The organism is Rothia sp. HMSC065D02, assembly GCF_001815285.1.
GTDB lineage: Bacteria > Actinomycetota > Actinomycetes > Actinomycetales > Micrococcaceae > Rothia > Rothia dentocariosa.
Window position 1 is genome coordinate 372955 of sequence record NZ_KV820089.1, and the last position, 18517, is coordinate 391471.

Here is an 18517-nt window from a genome sequence, read left to right on the forward strand (position 1 = left end):
CGGGGCGGGGCACCACAGGGTGCGCCGCCCCGCCGCTGCACTACCGGAAGGCAGTGCGGGCATCATAAAAATACTGTAGGCTTGCAGAGCACAACATTGGGCGTGGTTCTATGACGAACCCACCCAGGCGGCGTACACGCCCTCAGGCACCCACCCACAGGGTTTTGCACCCTGGAGAGTTGCACAAGCTAAAAGTCACTTTCAGATTTCACACGAAATGGGACATACTCATGACGCGCACAACAGGCTCAGGGACGATCATGCAAGAGCGTAGTTACAGCATCCTGCTCGAAAACTTTGAACGCAGGCTGCGTCTGGGGGAGCTGCGTGTGGGCGACAGGCTACCATCTGAACGCACCCTAGCCGAACAGTACGGTATTTCACGCCCATCGGTGCGTGAGGCCCTGCGTATTTTGGGGGCTTTGGGGCTGATTCGTTCCAGCACCGGTTCGGGCCCAAAATCCGGCGCTATCGTTATTTCTGAGCCCTCAGATGCGCTCAGTTGGGCGCTTCGCATGCACATTGCCACCCGCAACCTGCCGGTCAAAGATGTGGTCTCTACACGTTTACTTTTGGAAGGACCGGCTGCACGTGCCGCCGCAAACGCCCCCGACTCCCCCGAACGCGATCTGGCGCTGGAGAACGCCCGCGAGCATCTGCGTGAGATGGATCTTCCGCAGGTCTCGAACGAGCGTTTCCATTTCTGCGATACCCGCTTTCACTACGAACTATCAAAGCTGGGCGGAAACATTGTGCTCGATACCGTGATCGATTCACTGCACATGGCGACTATCAGCTACGTGCAGGAGGCGGTGCCGCTGCTGCGCGATTGGGATTCCGTCAAGCAAACGCTTCAAGACCAGCACCGGGGCATTTACGAGGCGATCTCCACCCGTGACGAGGACGCCGCCTATGAGCGGGTGTGCGAGCATATCAAATGGTTCTATTCGCTCTCAGACCGTGCCCGCGACCAACAGCGAGAACGGCAGGCTCAGGTAATGGATGCGGATGCGCTGCCGCATCAGGTGGTGCTGCATGAGGAGCATCTGGCGTAAAAGCTCTCTCATATACATTAGGCACAAAGCGGGAACGTTTTCTATCCCTTCGCTACGTTGTGCCCTATCAGCTCCACTGCTTGGAGAAGATAAGGCATAGGTGTGGTTGGGGATTCGGCTAACTCGTTCGGCATAGGGTTGTAGTTCCCCGTAAGATGTGCGTTCCCGCATGCTTTTTCATAATTCTCAAAAGGAAAATTATCGGGAATATTTTTTTACGGCACGATCGGGCAGATTCGTTAACCGTTGGTAGTGCCGTTGCGCATCTTTCTGGCAGGGCGCCTAGTCTATAACGCCTTTGAGACTGTTATCTCTTCAACAATGGCAAAATAGCTGGCATCATGATTCGCAGCAGATAAACCAAACAGCTTCAAAGGAGTCTGGAGCCGATCGCTGCGCTTTCACATATAGAGATGGGTCACGAATCAGCCAAGTCATAGATTGACTGGCTTGCTATTATCCCATAGATCATCCCGAAATTGTTGCTTCCAATCCTGCTGGTTAGAGTACTTACGGGGATCAATCGACTTACCTTCCTCATCCAGTTCGTACTGTATAAAAAGAATTCGGGCGTTCTCATCAAGCAAATTCTTAGGAATGGTTACTTTAAGACCCTTCAATGCGGCAATAAATGTGAGCATATATTCAAGCTCATCATGGTTCACCGCTCCACTCGTGATAAAAGCTTCTCTGTACTCAAGGTACCGTTTCAAGTCTTGAGGACCGTCGAGAATACTCATCGCAAAAATCAAAGAATGCAACGGAATGACTGCGTGTTGTACTGGGGCATCTTCCTTGATCAGACTCTCGGACTGCCAGAGCATTCCACCGTAGCTGGAAAACGTTATTGCAAACCCAATTACTTCACTGGCTTTGCATGGATTTATCCCGTCAGGCCTCCATCCCTCATACCAATGGGTTATCCGCGTTTCAAGCTGAGAGACAGCTTTGTCCAACACTACCGTTTCAAAAGAGACACCGACACTTAAGTTATTTCTCGAAAGCCGGTTGGCCTTGCATTCGCCAATAAAAGCAATATCGTCCGAACACCCGAATATGTCTATTTCATCCTTGCACTTCCTGCTTTTTGGGGAAAGAAGATCTACAGAGGACTTCCATGCGACTTCGCGAGGCCCCCATTTGCGAAGCATAGATGCTGTAACATCTTCAAATACCTGGCCTTCTTTATCACGTGGACTCTCTTTCATTGCAAATCTAAAGAGCACATCGTCGCGATGATCTAGCCAAGCCGATCGATTCAAAACCCAGGTAGTGTCCTCAATGTGGACGAAGGGGGTAGTTGTCGGCTCTTCTCCGAGCAGTGCTTCTTCCACGCTTGCTTCACTTAACGCTGTAGGTCGTCTTGCGGTGAGTGCGCGGATCAGCCCTTCCGGAATGTCTTTTAGTAAAGTCGCACTATATGGTTCCTCTATAGCCGTTTTCTTGTCACTATAAGCAGACCAAAGTGAGCTGACAGCCTCGTGGATATTTTCAGCTGCAACCTCCATTGGTTTTGATCCGATCAGATCAGATACGGTAGGAAGGTTGTTGTCTACCCATCGCCCTATTGACGCTGAGATCTCATCCACAATCCACATCATTCGAGTTTCAGGCTCAACCAGTCGACTTATTTCAAGTTGACTGGGGAGGAAAGATGCGAGGCACTCAGTGTCGTCCAGATCAGCAAAGGTAGCGATGTGACGCTTGATTAGATGTGCGGCAACCCATCGAACGTACTTGTTGAAGGCTATGAGAGCACCATACCGGCTGTTATCCGTGCCATTGCCATAAACACCGATTAGCCATGCTCCTCGGGATAGCGAAAATATCTCTCCGCCCTTTGGCAACATATAATCATACAAACAGTCATGACGCTCTCCATAAAGAAGTTGGATGGCTGCTTTTGGACTAACGTTCTGCAGCGCTCCACACAATTCAGAGAGGCTTTGCTTGGCGGCCGCTTCAGCACGCGACGCTGCATCAGCTGCGCTCTGCCTATCCTTTTGGTTGACCGATTTTCTGTATAGCTCGAATGCTTCTTTCGTCTCTTTTGGCGCAAACCGGATATGCGGAGCATCAACGCTTGCGGGAATACTCTCTCCGAATTCCTCGTCTAAAGTGTTACTTGTATTGAGCATGACCCTCCCCTTCTTTTTACACCAGTGACCCGCATTTGCACCACGCTAACAAAAATATAGGGTGTTTTGGGAAAATTTTTCCCTAAAACACCAGAATTTACCCCTGAGTACATAATATTCTAGGTAAAAAGAGCAACGCTGCATGAGGAGCATCTGGCGTAGGAAACTCCCGTGAGCAGATAATATTGTGACGAGCAGATATCAACCCGTTATCTGCTCGTCACAATATTATCTGCTCGCGCATTTAGTCTATCTAGAACTTCGTGCCGGTCAGCCTCTCGTAGGCTTCAACATAGCGGGCGCGGGTCTTCTCAACCACATCCTCAGGCAGATGAGGCACGTTATCCGAACCGTCCCAGCCCGATTCCGGCGAGCGCAGCCAGTCGCGCACAAACTGTTTATCAAAGCTCGGTTGGGACTTTCCGGGTTCGTACTCACTCGCATCCCAGAATCGTGAGGAGTCGGGGGTGAGCAATTCGTCGCCGAGGGTGATTTCGCCGCGGTAAGAGTCGGTTCCAAATTCGACTTTGGTGTCTGCCAAGATAATGCCCTGCTCGCGGGCGATTTTTTCGGCGGTGCTGTAGAGTTCGAGTGAGAGTTCTTCTAGGCGGTTACCGATTGCGTGCCCTACTTCGGCGTAGAGTTCTTCGCGGGTTACCGGTTCATCGTGCTGGCCTACTTCGGCTTTGCCGGTCGGCGTGAAAATTGGGGTTTCGAGGCGTGACCCGTCCACAAGCCCCGCCGGGAGTTCGATGCCTGCTATGCTTCCGGTGTCGCGGTAACTTGTGAGCCCCGAGCCCGTCAGATAGCCGCGCACAATGCACTCGACCGGGAACATATTGAGCGATTTGCATATCATGGCTCGCCCTGCGACTGATTCGGGCACATCGATTGAAATCACATGGTTTGGGATATGCGAAAGTTGTTGAAACCACCACAGCGACATTTGGGTGAGGATTTTGCCTTTATCGGGGATTTCGGTGGGAAGAATTTTATCGAAGGCACTAATGCGGTCAGAGGCGACAACCATGACGGAGCCTGCGCGGATTTCAGCATCATCACTGACTGTTAGCCCGGCGGCGTCGTAGCGGCTTTCTTCGGGAACGTAAAGGTCGCGTACTTTACCTGAGTAGACGTGCGTCCACCCCGGAATCATGGGTGGGTTGTTGCGGGAATTCATGGGGAGTTCTCCTGTGGGGCGAATGTGCGCGGCGTGTTTACCTATTCTTTACCTTACCGGACAATGCCCACATCCCGCGATATGTGAATCCTGATGAGACCGTAACACGGTATTCTCGGGGTTGGCTGTTAAGTTCTGTTACTTGGCGCCCGCCTGGGATACACCGCGAGCAGGTCGTTTTTTGGTCGAGCCGGTACGGCTCGGCCAAAAAAAACGACCTGCTCGCGGGAATATAGCGGTTAGTTGCGGAGTTCGGGCACGGTAATCGCCCCCTGCACCGCTTTGAGAGCGATATCGGTGCGGTATTGTGCGCCTTCCCAGGTGATGGCTCGTACCCCTTCGTAGGCGGCATCGCGAGCCTGGGCAGGGGTATCGCCCAGGGCCACAACAGCGAGCACACGACCGCCCGCCGTCACAATCTCTTCGCCCGCGACGGCAGTTCCGGCATGCACCACATGCACATTGGGCATAGCGGATGCGCTCTCAAGCCCCGCAATCGCATCGCCCTTACGCGGGGTTCCCGGGTAGTTTTCTGCCGCCATGACCACGTCTACGGCAGTGCGGGGGTCCCATTCCAGGTGGGTGTCTTCGGCGATCTCGCCGCGGGATGCCGCAAGGAGCAGCTGCCCGAGCGGGGTGCGCAGGCGTGCCAGCACCGCCTGGGTTTCGGGGTCGCCAAAGCGAGCGTTGAATTCGATGACGCGCACGCCGCGGCTGGTAACGGCGAGCCCGCAGAAGAGTACACCTACGAACGGGGTGCCGCGTTCTGCCATGCGCGTGATGGTGGGGCGGGCGATCTTTTCGATCACTTCGTCCACAAATCCTTCGGGCAGCCAGTCAAGTGGGGTGTAGGCGCCCATCCCGCCGGTGTTTGGGCCTTCATCGTTGTCAAAGATGCGCTTGAAATCCTGCGCCGGAGACAGCGGGAGCACGTTCTTTCCGTCGCTGATGACGAAGAGCGATACTTCGGGACCGTCCAAGAATTCTTCGATCACCACGGAACCGCCAGCGGCAAAGCAGGCGTTCGCATGCTCTAAGGCAGCGTCCCGGTTCTCGGTGACAACCACGCCCTTACCCGCGGCGAGCCCGTCGTCTTTCACCACATAGGGGGCGCCGAATTCATCAAGGGCTTGCGCCGCTTCGGCCTCGGTTGTGGCGACGAAGGCGCGGGCGGTCGGTACGTTTGCTTCTTCCATCACCTGCTTGGCGAATGCCTTGGAGCCCTCAAGCTGTGCCGCAGCCGCAGAGGGCCCGAAGATCGCGAAGCCTGCCTCGCGCAGGGCATCAGAAACACCGGCGACTAGAGGTGCCTCAGGGCCAATAACCACCAGGTCTGCGGCGAGCTCGCGGGCGAGCGCAACGGCCTGCTCGGGGTTATTGGCGTCGATGGAGTGTACCGGAACGTCCTGAGCGATGCCCGCGTTGCCGGGTGCGCTATGAACTTCGGTCACCTGTGGATCGCGCGCAAGCGCACGGATAATTGCGTGTTCGCGGCCGCCGGGGCCCAGTACCAAAACCTTCATGTACATAAGGGTACCGTGTCGGGTGCGGCACGGGCGGGGGTTTCGGCGCTCTTCCGTATCGTGGGGTTCCCACCCTCAGGCCGTAAAAAGAGCCTTTATGTGAATAAAGCGGTGTTTTTAACGCTTTATTCGCATAAAGGCTCTTTTTAGCAGGATAGTTTTAGGGCCACCGTGGCCTGCATTTTGCGTCATTCCAGGGGCGGGAGTAGGCTAAATTGTCTTGTGAATACGGTCTGTTCTACTGGTCGGGCGCATCGCAGGGCATACTACACAGACGAAAGGACCCTCATGAGCACACAAAATTCCAGCGTTCAGGCCCCCACCCAAGATACGCACAGCGAATCCGATATTCACGCCAGACTTTTTCCGGTTTTGGCGCGCGTAGCATCCGTAACCGCGGTGCTCATGTACGTCTTCTACTTCCCGCAAATTATCGGCAATATCAACGGCCATAAGGGCGACTGGATTCAGCCACTCGTTGCCGGCATTAACTGCACGCTGTGGGTGGCATACGGTTTGTGGCGCCAGAAGAAAGACTGGCCCATCGTGATTGCGAATGCGCCCGGCATTATTTTTGGCGGTACGGCAGCCATCACCGCACTCATGTGATTTTATCCGCTAGAATTTCTATTTTTAGCACTATTATTGTGGGTATATGACTTCTCCTCAGCTTTCCCTCACAGACGCCGAACTCGTATTTCAGACTCGTAACGATCTGATCGAGACGACCCACCACGGTATTGTGGTGGTGCTCTCCCCCGAAGGCACCACCGATCTTGCCCTCGGAGACATGAGCCAGCCATTCTTTGCCCGCTCGGCGCTCAAGCCCCTGCAGGCTATCGGTACACTCAAATCGGGGGCGCCGCTGCGTGGCGCGCAGGTAGCGATCGCGTGCGGATCGCATCAGGGAACATTCGAGCAGATGCGCGCGGTTCAAGACGTGCTTCAGGGCGCCGGTGTTGATGCGACCGCTCTGCTCTGCCCCACCGCCTACCCCGCTGATGCGCACGCGCACGAACAGATGGTACGCGCGGATTTGGCGAAGACTCCGCTTGCGCATCCATGTTCGGGTAAGCATGCCGGGTTTCTGTGGGCGTGTGCCGCGCAGCTGGACCGCTCGGTTGTAGACCCGGATTCGCGCCAGTGGACGATGAAGGATTACTGCGACCCTGAGCATCCGCTGCAGCGCATGATTGCTGAGGAGATCGCGAGTTTTACGGGCGAGCCTGTGGGCACATCGGGCATTGACGGATGCGGTGCCCCCGTCGCAGCGGTCTCAGCTCTGGGTCTGGCGCGTGCCTATTCGACGCTCGGAACAGCGATTCGCAATATGGATGCGGATGCGCGCGCCTCAACCGTGGCGACCGCGATGGTGGATTACCCCGAGCTGATCCAGGCCCCCGGCATGCCCGATACGGTGTTGAGTGAGCAGCTGGATGCGGTCGTCAAGAGCGGCGCCGCCGGGGTACTGTGTGTGGGTCTGCGTTCTGGCGCGTCTGTGGCTGTGAAGATTTCCGACGGTGCAACCCGTGCCGCCTACCCGGTAGCGCTGTGGGCTCTGGAAGCTACGGGGCATCTGCCTTCCGAGCAGGTGCAGCAGCTTCTTCCGCAGGTGACTCGCCCCGTGATTGGTGGCGTGCAGGATAATGCGCCCCGCGAGGTTGGAGGCTGGGTTCCTGGTGCGGATCTGGAGCCGTTAGTGGGTGAGAGCGCGTGAGTGTGCGCCGTCGAGTTTCGGAGGTTGACGGCGCGGTCGCCTTTGCACAGGTTAGACAGGTTTTTGATACTGTGCTTTCCGGAGAAAAACCGCTTATTAGTGCGGAAAATCGAGCCGATATAGAACACTCGTTCGCTCGCCTGCCGCGCGGCGTGCGCGCTACCGCTGTGCGGTACACCCTTGAAGAGCTCGCCACGCTCACCCCCGGCAACAGTGTGGAGGTTCGGGTTCCGCCCTACGGGGTTACCCAATGTATTGCCGGGCCTCGCCATACCCGCGGCACCCCGCCGAGCGTAGTCGAAACGAGCGGGTTCATCTGGTGCGCGCTGGCTGCCGGTGCCCTGACCTGGGACGATGCGAGCGCATCCGGACTGCTGACCGCCAGCGGCGAACGCAGCAATCTATCCCGCTACTTCCCGTTGTTCTAGGCGCCGAGCTACCTGACAACGGCACCTCAAGTCTTATCGCGCACGCCCTAGAGCAGACAACATTCCTTCAGCCACGTTGTCCGCACCCCGCCGTCACCAAGAATCATTAGGCAGGATTCACCCCAAAAGATAGACTTGAAGACATGAGTAGCGCACACACACCTTCTAATTCCCACTCTGATTCTTCGGAGCCAGCTTCCCCCACGCCCGAAGCTGAAGCATCCCCTGAAGCCGAGGTTGAGTACTCACAGGTGCGGGTTCGCCGTGCCCCGTCGGTGGTAGCTTTCATGATGCTGGGGCTCATCATCGGACTTATTGCGGCGTTTATTTCTGTGATCCTGGGTCCAGGAGATCCGTCATATTCTGAAACATCGGTGTTCGGCGTTATCGCGGTTATTTACGGTGCCGTCGGCGTAGCATTGGGTGCCCTCGTGGCCCTGTGGCTTGACCGCCGATCCCTCAAAAAGTCCTTAACGGCGCGAGTTGAGCCAGAGTCCAAAGAAGAGGATGAATAGAAGCGAGCGGCGCATCCTAAAACGCTTGGCGCAGCCACACGTGACATATTCATCACCCCTGCGGGCGTTAAATTTCGTAGCGTACACCACAGAGTGGCGTGAAAGAGGGTAGACTAGAAATGTCTGTGTACTCCCCGAGGGTACAGCTGCTCAGCGGCTCACACACCCGCGCGCAGACAAGACTTTCCCGCAGTCCCAACGTCGAAAAGATGTGAATTGATTCGTCCTGACGGAAAACTCACCCACGATCTCGATCCGATAGACCACGGACCCAAGGACGCCTGCGGCGTATTTGGTGTCTGGGCTCCCGGTGAGGACGTGGCAAAACTAACCTACTACGGCCTGTATGCACTGCAGCATCGCGGACAGGAATCCGCCGGTATCGCAACGAGCAACGGCAAGCGCATCCACGTATATAAAGACATGGGGCTGGTGTCTCAGGTTTTTGATGAGGCCACGCTCAGCTCTATGCCGGGCGAACACGCTATCGGGCATGCGCGCTACTCCACAACCGGCGCATCCCATTGGGCGAACGCTCAGCCGACTCTGGGCACCACCCCGCACGGCACGCTCTGCCTGGCGCATAACGGCAACCTGACGAACTCGGCTGATCTTTACGATAAGCTGCTGCAGAAGAACGGCGGCAAGCCCCCGGCGTTTGGTGAGCTGGCGCAGGGTAATACGACCGATACCGCACTGGTAACCGCGCTTTTAGCCGAGCACGATTTTGATTCTCTAGAAGAAGCCGTTCTCGATCTGCTGCCCACCCTGCGAGGCGCATTCTGCCTCACGTTCATGGACGAGCAGACTCTCTATGCGGCGCGTGACCCGCAGGGCGTTCGCCCGCTGGTGCTGGGGCGTTTGGAGCGGGGATGGGTAGTTGCCTCCGAGACTGCGGCACTCGATATTGTGGGTGCATCCTTTGTGCGCGAGGTTGAACCCGGCGAACTTATTACGATCGACGAAAATGGCTTGCGTTCACACCGTTTTGCTGAGGCAAAACCCGCCGGATGCGTCTTCGAATACGTCTACCTGGCTCGCCCGGATACCACGATTGCGGGGCGCTCTGTCTACGAATCCCGCGTGGAAATGGGGCGCCAACTCGCCCGTGAACACCAGGTCGAAGCAGATTTGGTGATGCCCACGCCAGAATCCGGCGTCCCTGCGGCCATCGGCTACGCCGAGCAGTCCGGCATTCCCTACGGTAACGGCCTAGTCAAGAACGCCTATGTGGGGCGTACCTTCATTCAGCCTTCGCAGACCATTCGCCAGTTGGGTATTCGGCTCAAGCTGAATCCGCTCAAATCTGTGGTTGCGGGCAAACGCCTGATTGTCATTGACGATTCGATCGTGCGCGGCAACACCCAGCGAGCCCTAGTGCGTATGCTTCGTGAGGCCGGGGCGAAAGAGGTTCACGTGCGTATCTCTTCCCCACCCGTGAAATGGCCCTGCTTCTACGGTATCGACTTTGCCTCACGCGCAGAGCTGATCGCAAACGGTCTTTCAGTGGACGAAATTTGCGCTTCTCTCGGTGCCGATTCGCTCGGTTTTATTTCAGAAGACGGCATGATGGCGGCAACCGAGCAGCCCGCGAAAAACATGTGCACGGCCTGCTTCACCGGCAAATACCCGATTGAGCTTCCCTCGGAGGAGCGCCGCGGCAAATCGCTCTTCGATGCCGAAGAAGGCAAGGGCGGTCCGCTCGCCGGTAAGGCGGCGGAGGTAACCGTGGAACGACCGGTTCCTCATAAGCCCGAGCATGCGGAGGCTGTCTCCATTGAAACCCGCACGGGTACCGATACCTTGGAGAACAAGTTCGATACCGCAGCGCTTCCGGTGGTTCAGGCGCAGGCTGGCTCTGGGGCATCCGCATCCGTCGAGTCTGTTCAGGAAGCTCAACAACCGGCACCGGGCATGTGCAACCCCGGTCCCGACGCCGATCTTGAAGCGCTTTTGACCGAGGAAGACTTGGTTTCCGCACACGTTAATTCACGCCCTATAACCCCGAAGGACTAATAAACCCATGAGCGAAAACAGCACCTCTGTAACCTATGCAAGCGCTGGCGTTGATGTTGAGGCGGGCGACCGCGCCGTCGAGCTGATGAAGGATGCGGTGAAGGCGACTCACAACGCTTCGGTGATCGGCGGCGTGGGCGGTTTTGCCGGGCTGTATGATCTTTCGGCGTTATCCTCATACCGCAAACCCTATTTGGCGACTTCTACGGATGGTGTGGGCACGAAGGTTGCTATCGCGCAGGCGCTCGATATTCATGACACGATTGGCTACGACCTAGTGGGTATGGTCGTGGACGATATTGTGGTGTGCGGCGCGAAGCCCCTTTTCATGACCGACTATATTGCTACAGGCAAGGTCGTTCCCGAGCGTATTGCCGATATTGTGCGGGGTATTGCTGGGGCTTGCAAGGTTGCCGGTACCGCGCTGGTGGGCGGCGAGACGGCGGAGCATCCGGGGCTTTTGGCTGAACATGAGTACGATGTTGCCGGTGCCGCAACCGGTCTGGTGGAGGCCGATGAACTGCTCGGCCCCGATCGCGTGCGCGAGGGCGATGTGCTGATCGGTATGGCCTCTTCGGGTATTCACTCGAACGGGTACTCGCTGGTGCGCAAGGTGATCGATGTGGCGGGCTGGGGCTTGGATCGTCAGGTGGACGAGCTCGGCCGTACTTTGGGCGAGGAGCTTTTAGAGCCTACTCGCGTGTATGCGGCGGACTGCCTGGATTTGGCGGCTGCGTTCCCGGTCAATGGTACCGACGGGCAGACCGGTCACGGTATTCGCGGGTTCTCGCATGTGACCGGAGGCGGTCTCGCCGCTAATCTGGCGCGTGTTTTGCCGCAGGGCTTGGAGGGCCGCGTGGATCGTTCAACCTGGCAGATTCCCGCGATTTTCTCGCTTATCGGTTCGCTCGGTCAGGTTCCACTCGCCGATCTGGAGCGCACCCTGAACCTGGGCGTGGGCATGATTGCGATTGTTGATCCTGCGGTGGCGGATGCTGCGGTGAGTCGTCTGAATGAGCGCGGTATTTCATCCTGGATCATGGGGGATGTGGTGAAGGCTGGCGACCCCGAGTTGAATAACCCTGACTATGTGCAGGGTGCCAAGGGCGTTGATGGAGGCGCAGTGCGGCTTTACGGCAGTTACGCGGTCTAGCCTGCGCTCTGACAGGGTTTTACGCTGTAGCTCCCCTGCCCTATATCTATAAAACGCGAGCGGATGATTTTTAACGAATCATCTGCTCGCGTTTTGTGTAAGGCTTCAGCGAGTTTGAAAGACGACGAGCTAATTTTGTGCAGACTTTAAATCTTCACTCAATACTTGGCTACCTATCATCTTGCACTTTCGGAAAACTTTAAAGTATTCCAAGACCCTAAATCTCGTATACCAGATAGTGTGATGTATATTAAATACATTATTATTTTTCTTGGGAGAATAAATTAGACCTTGGTTCTGCCGTGTAAAATCAAGGATTTCACCAATATTTTAATAGTAAAACTTTATGTGTAAATATATTTTAGTGCGAAATATATAAAAATATTTTGAGTTGAAATACTTTCAAGATGCACTTTTTCAAAACGCCCTATATTCTATTTTTTGATGACGAGTTCAATCACAAATTCGCCATCACATATATTTCACTCACACATAACTGAACATAGGACATTTCATGTCACTCATCGAACACCCTACGGTGAAGCGGACCCGCATAGCGGCGCTGAGCGTAGCGGGTATCGCATCCCTGATGGTAGGGCTCTGCGCACCGTCCGCTCACGCCGCACCCGCATCACCGGTATCAACGAAGACCGGAATTCCTGCATCCTCACAGACTGAGGATATTCTGACTGCAACCTCGGTGCAGCAGCAGGAACAGGGCTATGACCGCTTTATCATCAACTATGCCGACCAGGCCAAGAACAACCTTGATATCGCGGGACTGGAATCTGGCGAATACTCCGAGTTTGTTCCCGAACTCTACCAGGGCATCGAGAAGAGCGTAAATTCGCTTGACGAGCTCCTCGGCGTTAAAACCACCTATGTGCGTGATACCGCGCAGAATGATTCGGTGGTCTCTCTATCGAAGCCTCTGAATGCGCAGCAGGCAAAGCAGTATATGCAGACGCTCGCCGAGAACCCGCAGGTGGACTCGGTCGAGCCGGATCTCAAACGCCAGCCCACCGGTAGCCTCCCCGGCTCGGACAAGGTCGATTTCAACGATCCTAAGATGTCACGCCTGTGGGGTTTCACCACCATCAAAGCCGACTATGCACTGAAGCACGCAGGGGATCACCAGGTGACCGTTGCCGTGATCGATACCGGCGTTACCAAGCATTCAGACCTGGATGAGAATGTGCTGCCCGGCTACGATTTCGTGTCGGATGCCTCCGCTGCACGCGATGGCAACGGACGCGATAATAACCCGCAGGATGAAGGCGACTGGACCACTGAAGGGCAGTGCGGTTCTGGGGCAAAAGCCACCAATTCAACCTGGCACGGCACCCATGTTGCGGGGACTATAGCGGCCGTCGGCAACAACAACATCGGTATTGCCGGGGTAGCCCCGAAGGCCAAGATCGTGCCGGTGCGCGTCCTGGGTGCCTGCGGCGGCTACGATTCAGACATTATCGATGGAATGATCTGGGCATCCGGTGGGTCCGTGAGGGGTGTACCCGCGAACCAGCACCCCGCGCAGGTTATCAACATGTCTTTGGGCGGTGCCGGGAAATGCTCGCGCACCTACAACCGTGCCATCGAGTCCGTGAATAAGCGCGGCAGCATCATCGTAACCTCCGCCGGAAACTCAAATCAGAATGCTTCGGCTCAAATTCCCGGCAGCTGTAACGGCGTGATTAACGTGGGTGCAAGCAACCCTGGAAATTCACGTGCACTCTACTCTAACTACGGCTCGACCGTTGCCGTCAGCGCCCCCGGCGGCGATTTTAGGCAGTCGGGTGTGGGCGTTCTTTCGCTGGTGAATAAAGGCAAGACTGTTCCCGAGAAGGAAGATTACGCCGAATATGAGGGTACCTCGATGGCGGCTCCTCACGTTGCGGGCACGATTGCCATCATGCGGTCAAAATACCCGAACCTGAGCTACGAGAAGGCTCTGGATATTCTGAAATCCACCGCTAACCCGATCACCTGTGATCGTGACTATTGCGGCGCCGGCATTATAGATGCGGCTAAGGCAATGGATAAGGTCGATGAGCTCGTAGAATCGGAGAAACGGCCGAGCCCTGCACCGACTCAGCCTGCTCCGTCCGAACCTTCTAAGCCTGAGCCTGCTCCGTCCGACAGCTCTACTCCGGCACCGGCTGAAACCTCAAAGCCTGAGCCTGCGCCCACACCTACCCCAACGCCTGCGCCGAGCAAGCCTGTACGCCCGATTGCGCCCCCTCCGTCGAAGCCGCTGCCCACGCTGCCTCCATATGAGGAACAGCTGCCGGTTCTGCCGATCAAGCCCAAACCTTCACCGAAGCCTACCAAGCCCGCACCGGTTGAGACTCCTAAGCCGAGCCCGGCTCCTGTGGAAACCAAGAAACCCACACCCGCGCCTTCGGAGTCTTATAAGCCAGCGCCTCCTTCATGGTGGTACTGGTACGATTACCCGGGTCAAGGCTACTACTCCCCCAGCCCCTGGTACGATCCCTGGTCGGGATACGGTGCATGGAACCGCTGGGATTACGGATACGGTTCTTGGGGCGGTTGGGGATACCACCGCGGACACCGTGGAAGCTGGCACAACACCCCGTGGATGCACCGTTCAGGGCATCCGTGGTGGGCATCGTACTCCTACGGCTGGGGTAACAGCTACCGCGGCTACGGCTACTATGACGTACGCTACCGCTACTAAAATCCCCTGACGGATAACGCATAAAAAGGCTCTTGATATACGTCAAGAGCCTTTTTAGTAAGAAGTGAAATAGAGAAAATATGCGCAATCTTAAATCTACATAAAATTTTACTTTATATGTGATGCATGTCTATGATATAGGACATCATACAAATCTCATCCATACTCAATACACGGGGTTTTTATTTGAGTAATTGATGAGGGCAATAACCGCAACGTGCCTGTCCGCTCTACACAACATGTAGCGGCTATGAGGCATAATACGGTGCTGCGCTGCTATGAGGCATCGTAGCCTCACAACCTTGAATATCTGGAGAAACCCCATGAGTACACATAGCCTTTTGCGGTCAAATATCCCTTTGAGACGCACAGTATTCGCGATAGGCGCGAATCAGCTGTCAGACGCTATGTCTTATATAAGTGTTCCCCTAATCATGCTGTTCCTCACCGGCTCCCCCGAAAACGCCAGTCTTGCCCTCTTTGCTACAGGTGTAACACGCATACTGGCGAGCTTCCTGACTGGAGTTATTGTCGACAGATATAAGCCCACATACACTCTTACGCTTTCATGCCTGGGGCAGTGCATCACCTGGATAGTCCTAACCCTGTGTGTTCTCGCAAACGTCGGTTCTGTTCCAATTCTGATAGGCATCCTGTGCGTGATGGCGCTGGCATCATCGTTCGATTACCCCAGCGAGCAGGCTATTATCGCACGGGTGGTGCCTACCAAACAGCTCGGGTACGTCTCTGGATTAGGAGAAACACGCGAATCTGCCGCGAACCTAATTGGCAGCCCGTTAGCGGGTCTACTCGCCTCCACTTCTTTGATTCTGACCGCTTGCGTGCACGCGTTTGTCAATTTCACAGCTTTTCTGGCGGCACCTAGTTCATCTACTGTTGTGCATGCCGAGCGTAAACACCGGCAGGCAGGCAGTGAAACTACGGTGTCCGATACCGTCATCGATGCACAATCCAACGGATTTTTTGCCGACCTCGCCCAAGGGCTCATGTATGTTGTGAAGAACCGTGTTCTTGTAGCGATCGCATCTGTAGCCTGCTGCGCGAACTTTGCCGCAACAGGACTGCCACTCGTCTTCATCTATTATTACGCGGAACAGGGTATTGCGGCCTACAGTATCGGTATTTTTGCCTGTGTTTTTGGTGCCGGAGTGCTCTTAGGGTCCCTAACAGTCGGGTGGATGACGGAGCGTTTCGCCTTAGGAACATTGGGTGCGCTGGCGGTCGGGATGATGGTCATATGCTACATGACAGCGGCGTTCACCCACGACTCTTTTTGGGTAACCTGTGCGCTGATGCTTATTTCGGGAGTGCCGCTTCCTGCCTTCAATTCCAGTATCGTCGCGTATATCAATGCTTCGACTCCGGTAGACATGATAGGACGTGTACATTCGGCGCAGGGCATCCCGAATATGCTTCTAGCTCCTGTGGCGGCATTGCTTGCCGGCATCATGTATGTGCAGTGGGGGATTTCCAGAACGGTTCTCTTTTACGGATCGTTTATGGTTTTGGCTTTGATCCTGATGCTCTCACAAAGAAGTCTTCGCACACTGCCTAAACTTTCGGAAATGGCCCCGGCTTCTAACTAAGTAATCTATGTTCCCCCTCCCTATAAAAGGCTCGTTATTTGAATAATGAGCCTTTTATAGGGAGAGACCTACGCCGCAGGATGTTCTACAAAGAGTGCGTGGCAAGCTCGCGTGAGCGCTCGTTTTGCTCCGTAGTCTGCGGAGGCGGTGCTGGCAGGAAAACCCACCGACGCTGTACCGCGAAACTGAGGGGAATCAAGGTCAGCTCGGTCAGGATCTTCGCCACGATGAGCATGACCCCGAGAGCGGTGAGAACCTCCATCAGCGCAGCATTTGCAAGCAAAATCCCCACTGCTAAAATCGCATAGCGCCCCAGGGACACCGCACGCGAGGGGCGATCGGCACCGTCGTTCATGAGCATACGGTTAATACTAAAATTCGTCAGCGCCGAGATAATGCGCGCCAGCACAATCGCCGGGAGCAGAGCAAAACCCACGCCTACGAGGGCAAAGAGGGCGAGCGCATCCACGATAAACCCGGTGCAGGAAGATACTAAGAATCCCAGTAACGGCACATAGATTCGTGCGGAATCGCGGATCGGGCGGAAATGACTGCTCGGGTTCCCCGGCTCATATACTTTCACGATGGGCAGCTCAATAAGCTCCACCCCGGGCCGGCTGGCACGAAGCAGCATTGAAAACTCGTATTCGTATTTATCGCCGCGCAGGCTGAGAGCCCAATCAATCATCTGTGTGGTAAACCCGCGAAGCCCCGTCTGGGTGTCGGCAATGCGAGTGCCCGTCGCCAGCGTAAAGAACCCAACGGTAAGTGCATTACCCACCCGGGAACGCAGAGGAACGGCGGGCTCGGTGAACTCGGCGCGAGTATCCGGCAGGGTGCGTACCCCCAGCACGAGGGCACGCGTACCGATGCTCGCCATTCGTTCGGTTTTAGCGCCCACTCGCAGAATATCGCGGGGTAAATGCTGCCCGTCAGCATCCGCCGTCACCACAATGTGATCGGGCCGATGCGCCCGTGCCCACGCCAACCCGGTGCGCAGGGCCGCGCCTTTTCCACGGTTTGCAGGGTGGGCAATAATCGTGACGCCCCGAATCGCCAACTCGGTAAAGATCGGCACGTAGGTGCTTCCCGAGCCGTCATCGACCACCAGGATTTCGGCGTGGGCATCCAATTCCGTGATCTGCTGTGCCAGCCGCACGAGAGATTCATCCGGTTTATAGGCGGGTATCAGAATTATCATGATGCGCTCCCGGCGATGTACAGAATATCGCTGGTTCCGCGTTCTTTGGTGCCGCCCATCGGCTTATTGACCAGCTGGTTGTTGAAGACCATCACCGAGGATCCGCCGCCGTCTAGGTTATAGGCACTCACGCATCCGAGTTCCTTGAACATATAGGCAAATTCGGGCATGGTAACTCCGCGCGAATAACCGTCGGAACGCCCATCGACCACGATAAATACGAGGTGGTTCTGACCGAGCACGCCCACGCCGGTACGCGGCTGGTTGCCTTGGATGGAGTGGTTGCCGAAGTTGGTATCGACCTCAACCTGGTCGATGCCGCTGACAACCTCTGAGTCCCGCACGAGTGCAGGCCCGAAGGAAAGCGTATTCCAGACACCTTCGTTGAGGAGCTGCTGCGCGTTCGTGCCGGTTTCGTCGTAGAGTTTGACGGAGCCGTCTTGGTAGAACGCGAGCCCTTCACGGGCGCCGGAATCGCGGTATGCCACACCGTTGCGAATGACGATGCCGGTGTCACGGAACCCGTAGTAGTCGCCGTTAATCGCCCAGATGCCGTTGTGCTGCGCGGCGATATTGGAGGGCGTATCGATAATGTTTTGCCCGAATTTGTTGTTGGCGAAGGCTCCGCGCAGCAGGGTCATGGCGTTGAGTTTGATCTCTGCGGCAAAGGAAACGACCGCATTATTGCCGCTTCCTTCGGTGGATTTGGTAATAGTAATAGAGCCTTCGCTGGCGCTCAGACCATCAGAGGTGACCTTAACGTTGGTGAGTTCGCTGGGGCTTGAGGCACCGTCAGATGATGAATTATTATTCTTTGCTTGTTGTGATTTTTCATAGGCTACGGTGTCGTCAATCTGCGTATGCTCGGCAAGATAACGATTATATGCCCAACCAGCACCAACACCTGCGACGGCAAGGGTGCCAAGGCCGCCTCCCAAGAGAACGCGCCTAGTTACTTTCTTTTTCTTGGGTTTCTGGGATGTTTCAGCAGTCTCTTCGACCTGTTCGACCGACAGTGTTGCGGTAGTATTTTCGTTCTTCATGATTCTAGAATGCGTGGCATTTCTCGTTTTAAAACATGAAGAAGCTATGTTTTAGCTATGTATGAGTATTCATTTCCGGGGATCGCCTCACCATTCGCATATACTCCACACAGCTTGATGCATTAGACGCAAGACCGTCTTAGTCCGATTTATATTTCGCGGGTTATCGTGCATCGGGCGACTTAAATAACCACAAAATGCACAATAACTCGCAAAATAGACCTGCCGCCTCTACGTGATACG

The 18517-nt window shown here is 55.6% G+C and carries 14 protein-coding genes; 9 read left to right on the forward strand and 5 right to left on the reverse strand.

The annotated features are described in order from the left end of the window. Positions 1-230: 230 nt before the first annotated feature. Positions 231-1055, forward strand: a complete 825-nt coding sequence (locus HMPREF3016_RS05735; protein ID WP_070740857.1) for a FadR/GntR family transcriptional regulator — start codon at positions 231-233, stop codon at positions 1053-1055. 434 nt (positions 1056-1489) lie between these two features. Here HMPREF3016_RS05735 and HMPREF3016_RS05740 read toward each other — a convergent pair whose 3' ends face one another. From HMPREF3016_RS05740 to purD, 3 genes are all read right to left on the reverse strand, one after another. Continuing rightward, complete coding sequence (locus HMPREF3016_RS05740) at positions 1490-3193, reverse strand: hypothetical protein (RefSeq protein WP_070740860.1); 1704 nt, start codon at positions 3191-3193, stop codon at positions 1490-1492. 253 nt (positions 3194-3446) lie between these two features. Continuing rightward, positions 3447-4373, reverse strand: coding sequence for a phosphoribosylaminoimidazolesuccinocarboxamide synthase (locus HMPREF3016_RS05745; protein WP_048754102.1), 927 nt, complete (start codon positions 4371-4373; stop codon positions 3447-3449). 239 nt (positions 4374-4612) lie between these two features. Then, positions 4613-5896, reverse strand: a complete 1284-nt coding sequence (purD, locus tag HMPREF3016_RS05750) for a phosphoribosylamine--glycine ligase (protein ID WP_070741133.1) — start codon at positions 5894-5896, stop codon at positions 4613-4615. Positions 5897-6184: 288 nt separating this feature from the next. On the opposite strand from purD, the gene HMPREF3016_RS11310 reads away from it, so the two are divergent. The 8 genes from HMPREF3016_RS11310 to HMPREF3016_RS05790 all read left to right on the forward strand — a co-directional run bounded on the left by HMPREF3016_RS11310 (position 6185) and on the right by HMPREF3016_RS05790 (position 16030). Next, positions 6185-6505 (forward strand): PQ-loop repeat-containing protein, encoded by a 321-nt coding sequence (locus HMPREF3016_RS11310; protein ID WP_070740863.1) that lies wholly within the window; start codon positions 6185-6187, stop codon positions 6503-6505. A 46-nt stretch (positions 6506-6551) separates the two neighbouring features. Continuing rightward, positions 6552-7613 carry an asparaginase gene (locus HMPREF3016_RS05760; protein ID WP_070740866.1) on the forward strand — a complete coding sequence of 354 codons (1062 nt, stop codon included), beginning with the start codon at positions 6552-6554 and terminating at the stop codon, positions 7611-7613. Next, the gene (locus HMPREF3016_RS05765; RefSeq protein ID WP_070740869.1) at positions 7610-8041 is read left to right on the forward strand and encodes a sterol carrier family protein; all 432 of its coding nucleotides are present in this window, start codon (positions 7610-7612) and stop codon (positions 8039-8041) included. The genes HMPREF3016_RS05760 and HMPREF3016_RS05765 overlap by 4 nt, the downstream gene beginning before the upstream one ends. 143 nt (positions 8042-8184) lie before the next feature. After that, positions 8185-8556 (forward strand): hypothetical protein, encoded by a 372-nt coding sequence (locus tag HMPREF3016_RS05770; protein WP_048752692.1) that lies wholly within the window; start codon positions 8185-8187, stop codon positions 8554-8556. Between the two features lie 216 nt (positions 8557-8772). Then, the gene (gene purF, locus HMPREF3016_RS05775) at positions 8773-10572 is read left to right on the forward strand and encodes an amidophosphoribosyltransferase (RefSeq protein WP_048754105.1); all 1800 of its coding nucleotides are present in this window, start codon (positions 8773-8775) and stop codon (positions 10570-10572) included. Positions 10573-10579: 7 nt separating this feature from the next. Further along, entirely contained in the window at positions 10580-11725 is a 1146-nt protein-coding gene (purM, locus tag HMPREF3016_RS05780; RefSeq protein WP_070740872.1) for a phosphoribosylformylglycinamidine cyclo-ligase, read from the forward strand. Positions 11726-12239: 514 nt separating this feature from the next. Next, positions 12240-14423, forward strand: coding sequence for a S8 family peptidase (locus tag HMPREF3016_RS05785; RefSeq protein ID WP_070740874.1), 2184 nt, complete (start codon positions 12240-12242; stop codon positions 14421-14423). Between the two features lie 323 nt (positions 14424-14746). After that, positions 14747-16030: an MFS transporter gene (locus HMPREF3016_RS05790; protein ID WP_070740877.1), complete on the forward strand. Its 1284-nt coding sequence runs from the start codon at positions 14747-14749 to the stop codon at positions 16028-16030. 85 nt (positions 16031-16115) lie between these two features. Here the strand turns inward: HMPREF3016_RS05790 and HMPREF3016_RS05795 are convergent, their stop codons facing one another. Beyond that, entirely contained in the window at positions 16116-17231 is a 1116-nt protein-coding gene (locus tag HMPREF3016_RS05795; protein WP_070740879.1) for a bifunctional glycosyltransferase family 2/GtrA family protein, read from the reverse strand. Next, on the reverse strand, positions 17228-18274 hold the full coding sequence (locus tag HMPREF3016_RS05800; RefSeq protein ID WP_048752686.1) for a phosphodiester glycosidase family protein: 1047 nt from the start codon (positions 18272-18274) through the stop codon (positions 17228-17230). Before HMPREF3016_RS05800 ends, HMPREF3016_RS05795 begins: the two co-directional genes overlap by 4 nt. Between the last annotated feature and the right edge of the window lie 243 nt (positions 18275-18517).

What these genes read in the sequence shown, in the direction of transcription:
- HMPREF3016_RS05735 (WP_070740857.1), top strand. Translation starts at nt 231, where the DNA reads ATGACGCGCACAACAGGCTCAGGGACGATCATGCAAGAGCGTAGTTAC.
- HMPREF3016_RS05740 (WP_070740860.1), bottom strand. Translation starts at nt 3,193, where the DNA reads ATGCTCAATACAAGTAACACTTTAGACGAGGAATTCGGAGAGAGTATT.
- HMPREF3016_RS05745 (WP_048754102.1), bottom strand. Translation starts at nt 4,373, where the DNA reads ATGAATTCCCGCAACAACCCACCCATGATTCCGGGGTGGACGCACGTC.
- purD (WP_070741133.1), bottom strand. Translation starts at nt 5,896, where the DNA reads ATGAAGGTTTTGGTACTGGGCCCCGGCGGCCGCGAACACGCAATTATC.
- HMPREF3016_RS11310 (WP_070740863.1), top strand. Translation starts at nt 6,185, where the DNA reads ATGAGCACACAAAATTCCAGCGTTCAGGCCCCCACCCAAGATACGCAC.
- HMPREF3016_RS05760 (WP_070740866.1), top strand. Translation starts at nt 6,552, where the DNA reads ATGACTTCTCCTCAGCTTTCCCTCACAGACGCCGAACTCGTATTTCAG.
- HMPREF3016_RS05770 (WP_048752692.1), top strand. Translation starts at nt 8,185, where the DNA reads ATGAGTAGCGCACACACACCTTCTAATTCCCACTCTGATTCTTCGGAG.
- purM (WP_070740872.1), top strand. Translation starts at nt 10,580, where the DNA reads ATGAGCGAAAACAGCACCTCTGTAACCTATGCAAGCGCTGGCGTTGAT.
- HMPREF3016_RS05785 (WP_070740874.1), top strand. Translation starts at nt 12,240, where the DNA reads ATGTCACTCATCGAACACCCTACGGTGAAGCGGACCCGCATAGCGGCG.
- HMPREF3016_RS05790 (WP_070740877.1), top strand. Translation starts at nt 14,747, where the DNA reads ATGAGTACACATAGCCTTTTGCGGTCAAATATCCCTTTGAGACGCACA.
- HMPREF3016_RS05795 (WP_070740879.1), bottom strand. Translation starts at nt 17,231, where the DNA reads ATGATAATTCTGATACCCGCCTATAAACCGGATGAATCTCTCGTGCGG.
- HMPREF3016_RS05800 (WP_048752686.1), bottom strand. Translation starts at nt 18,274, where the DNA reads ATGAAGAACGAAAATACTACCGCAACACTGTCGGTCGAACAGGTCGAA.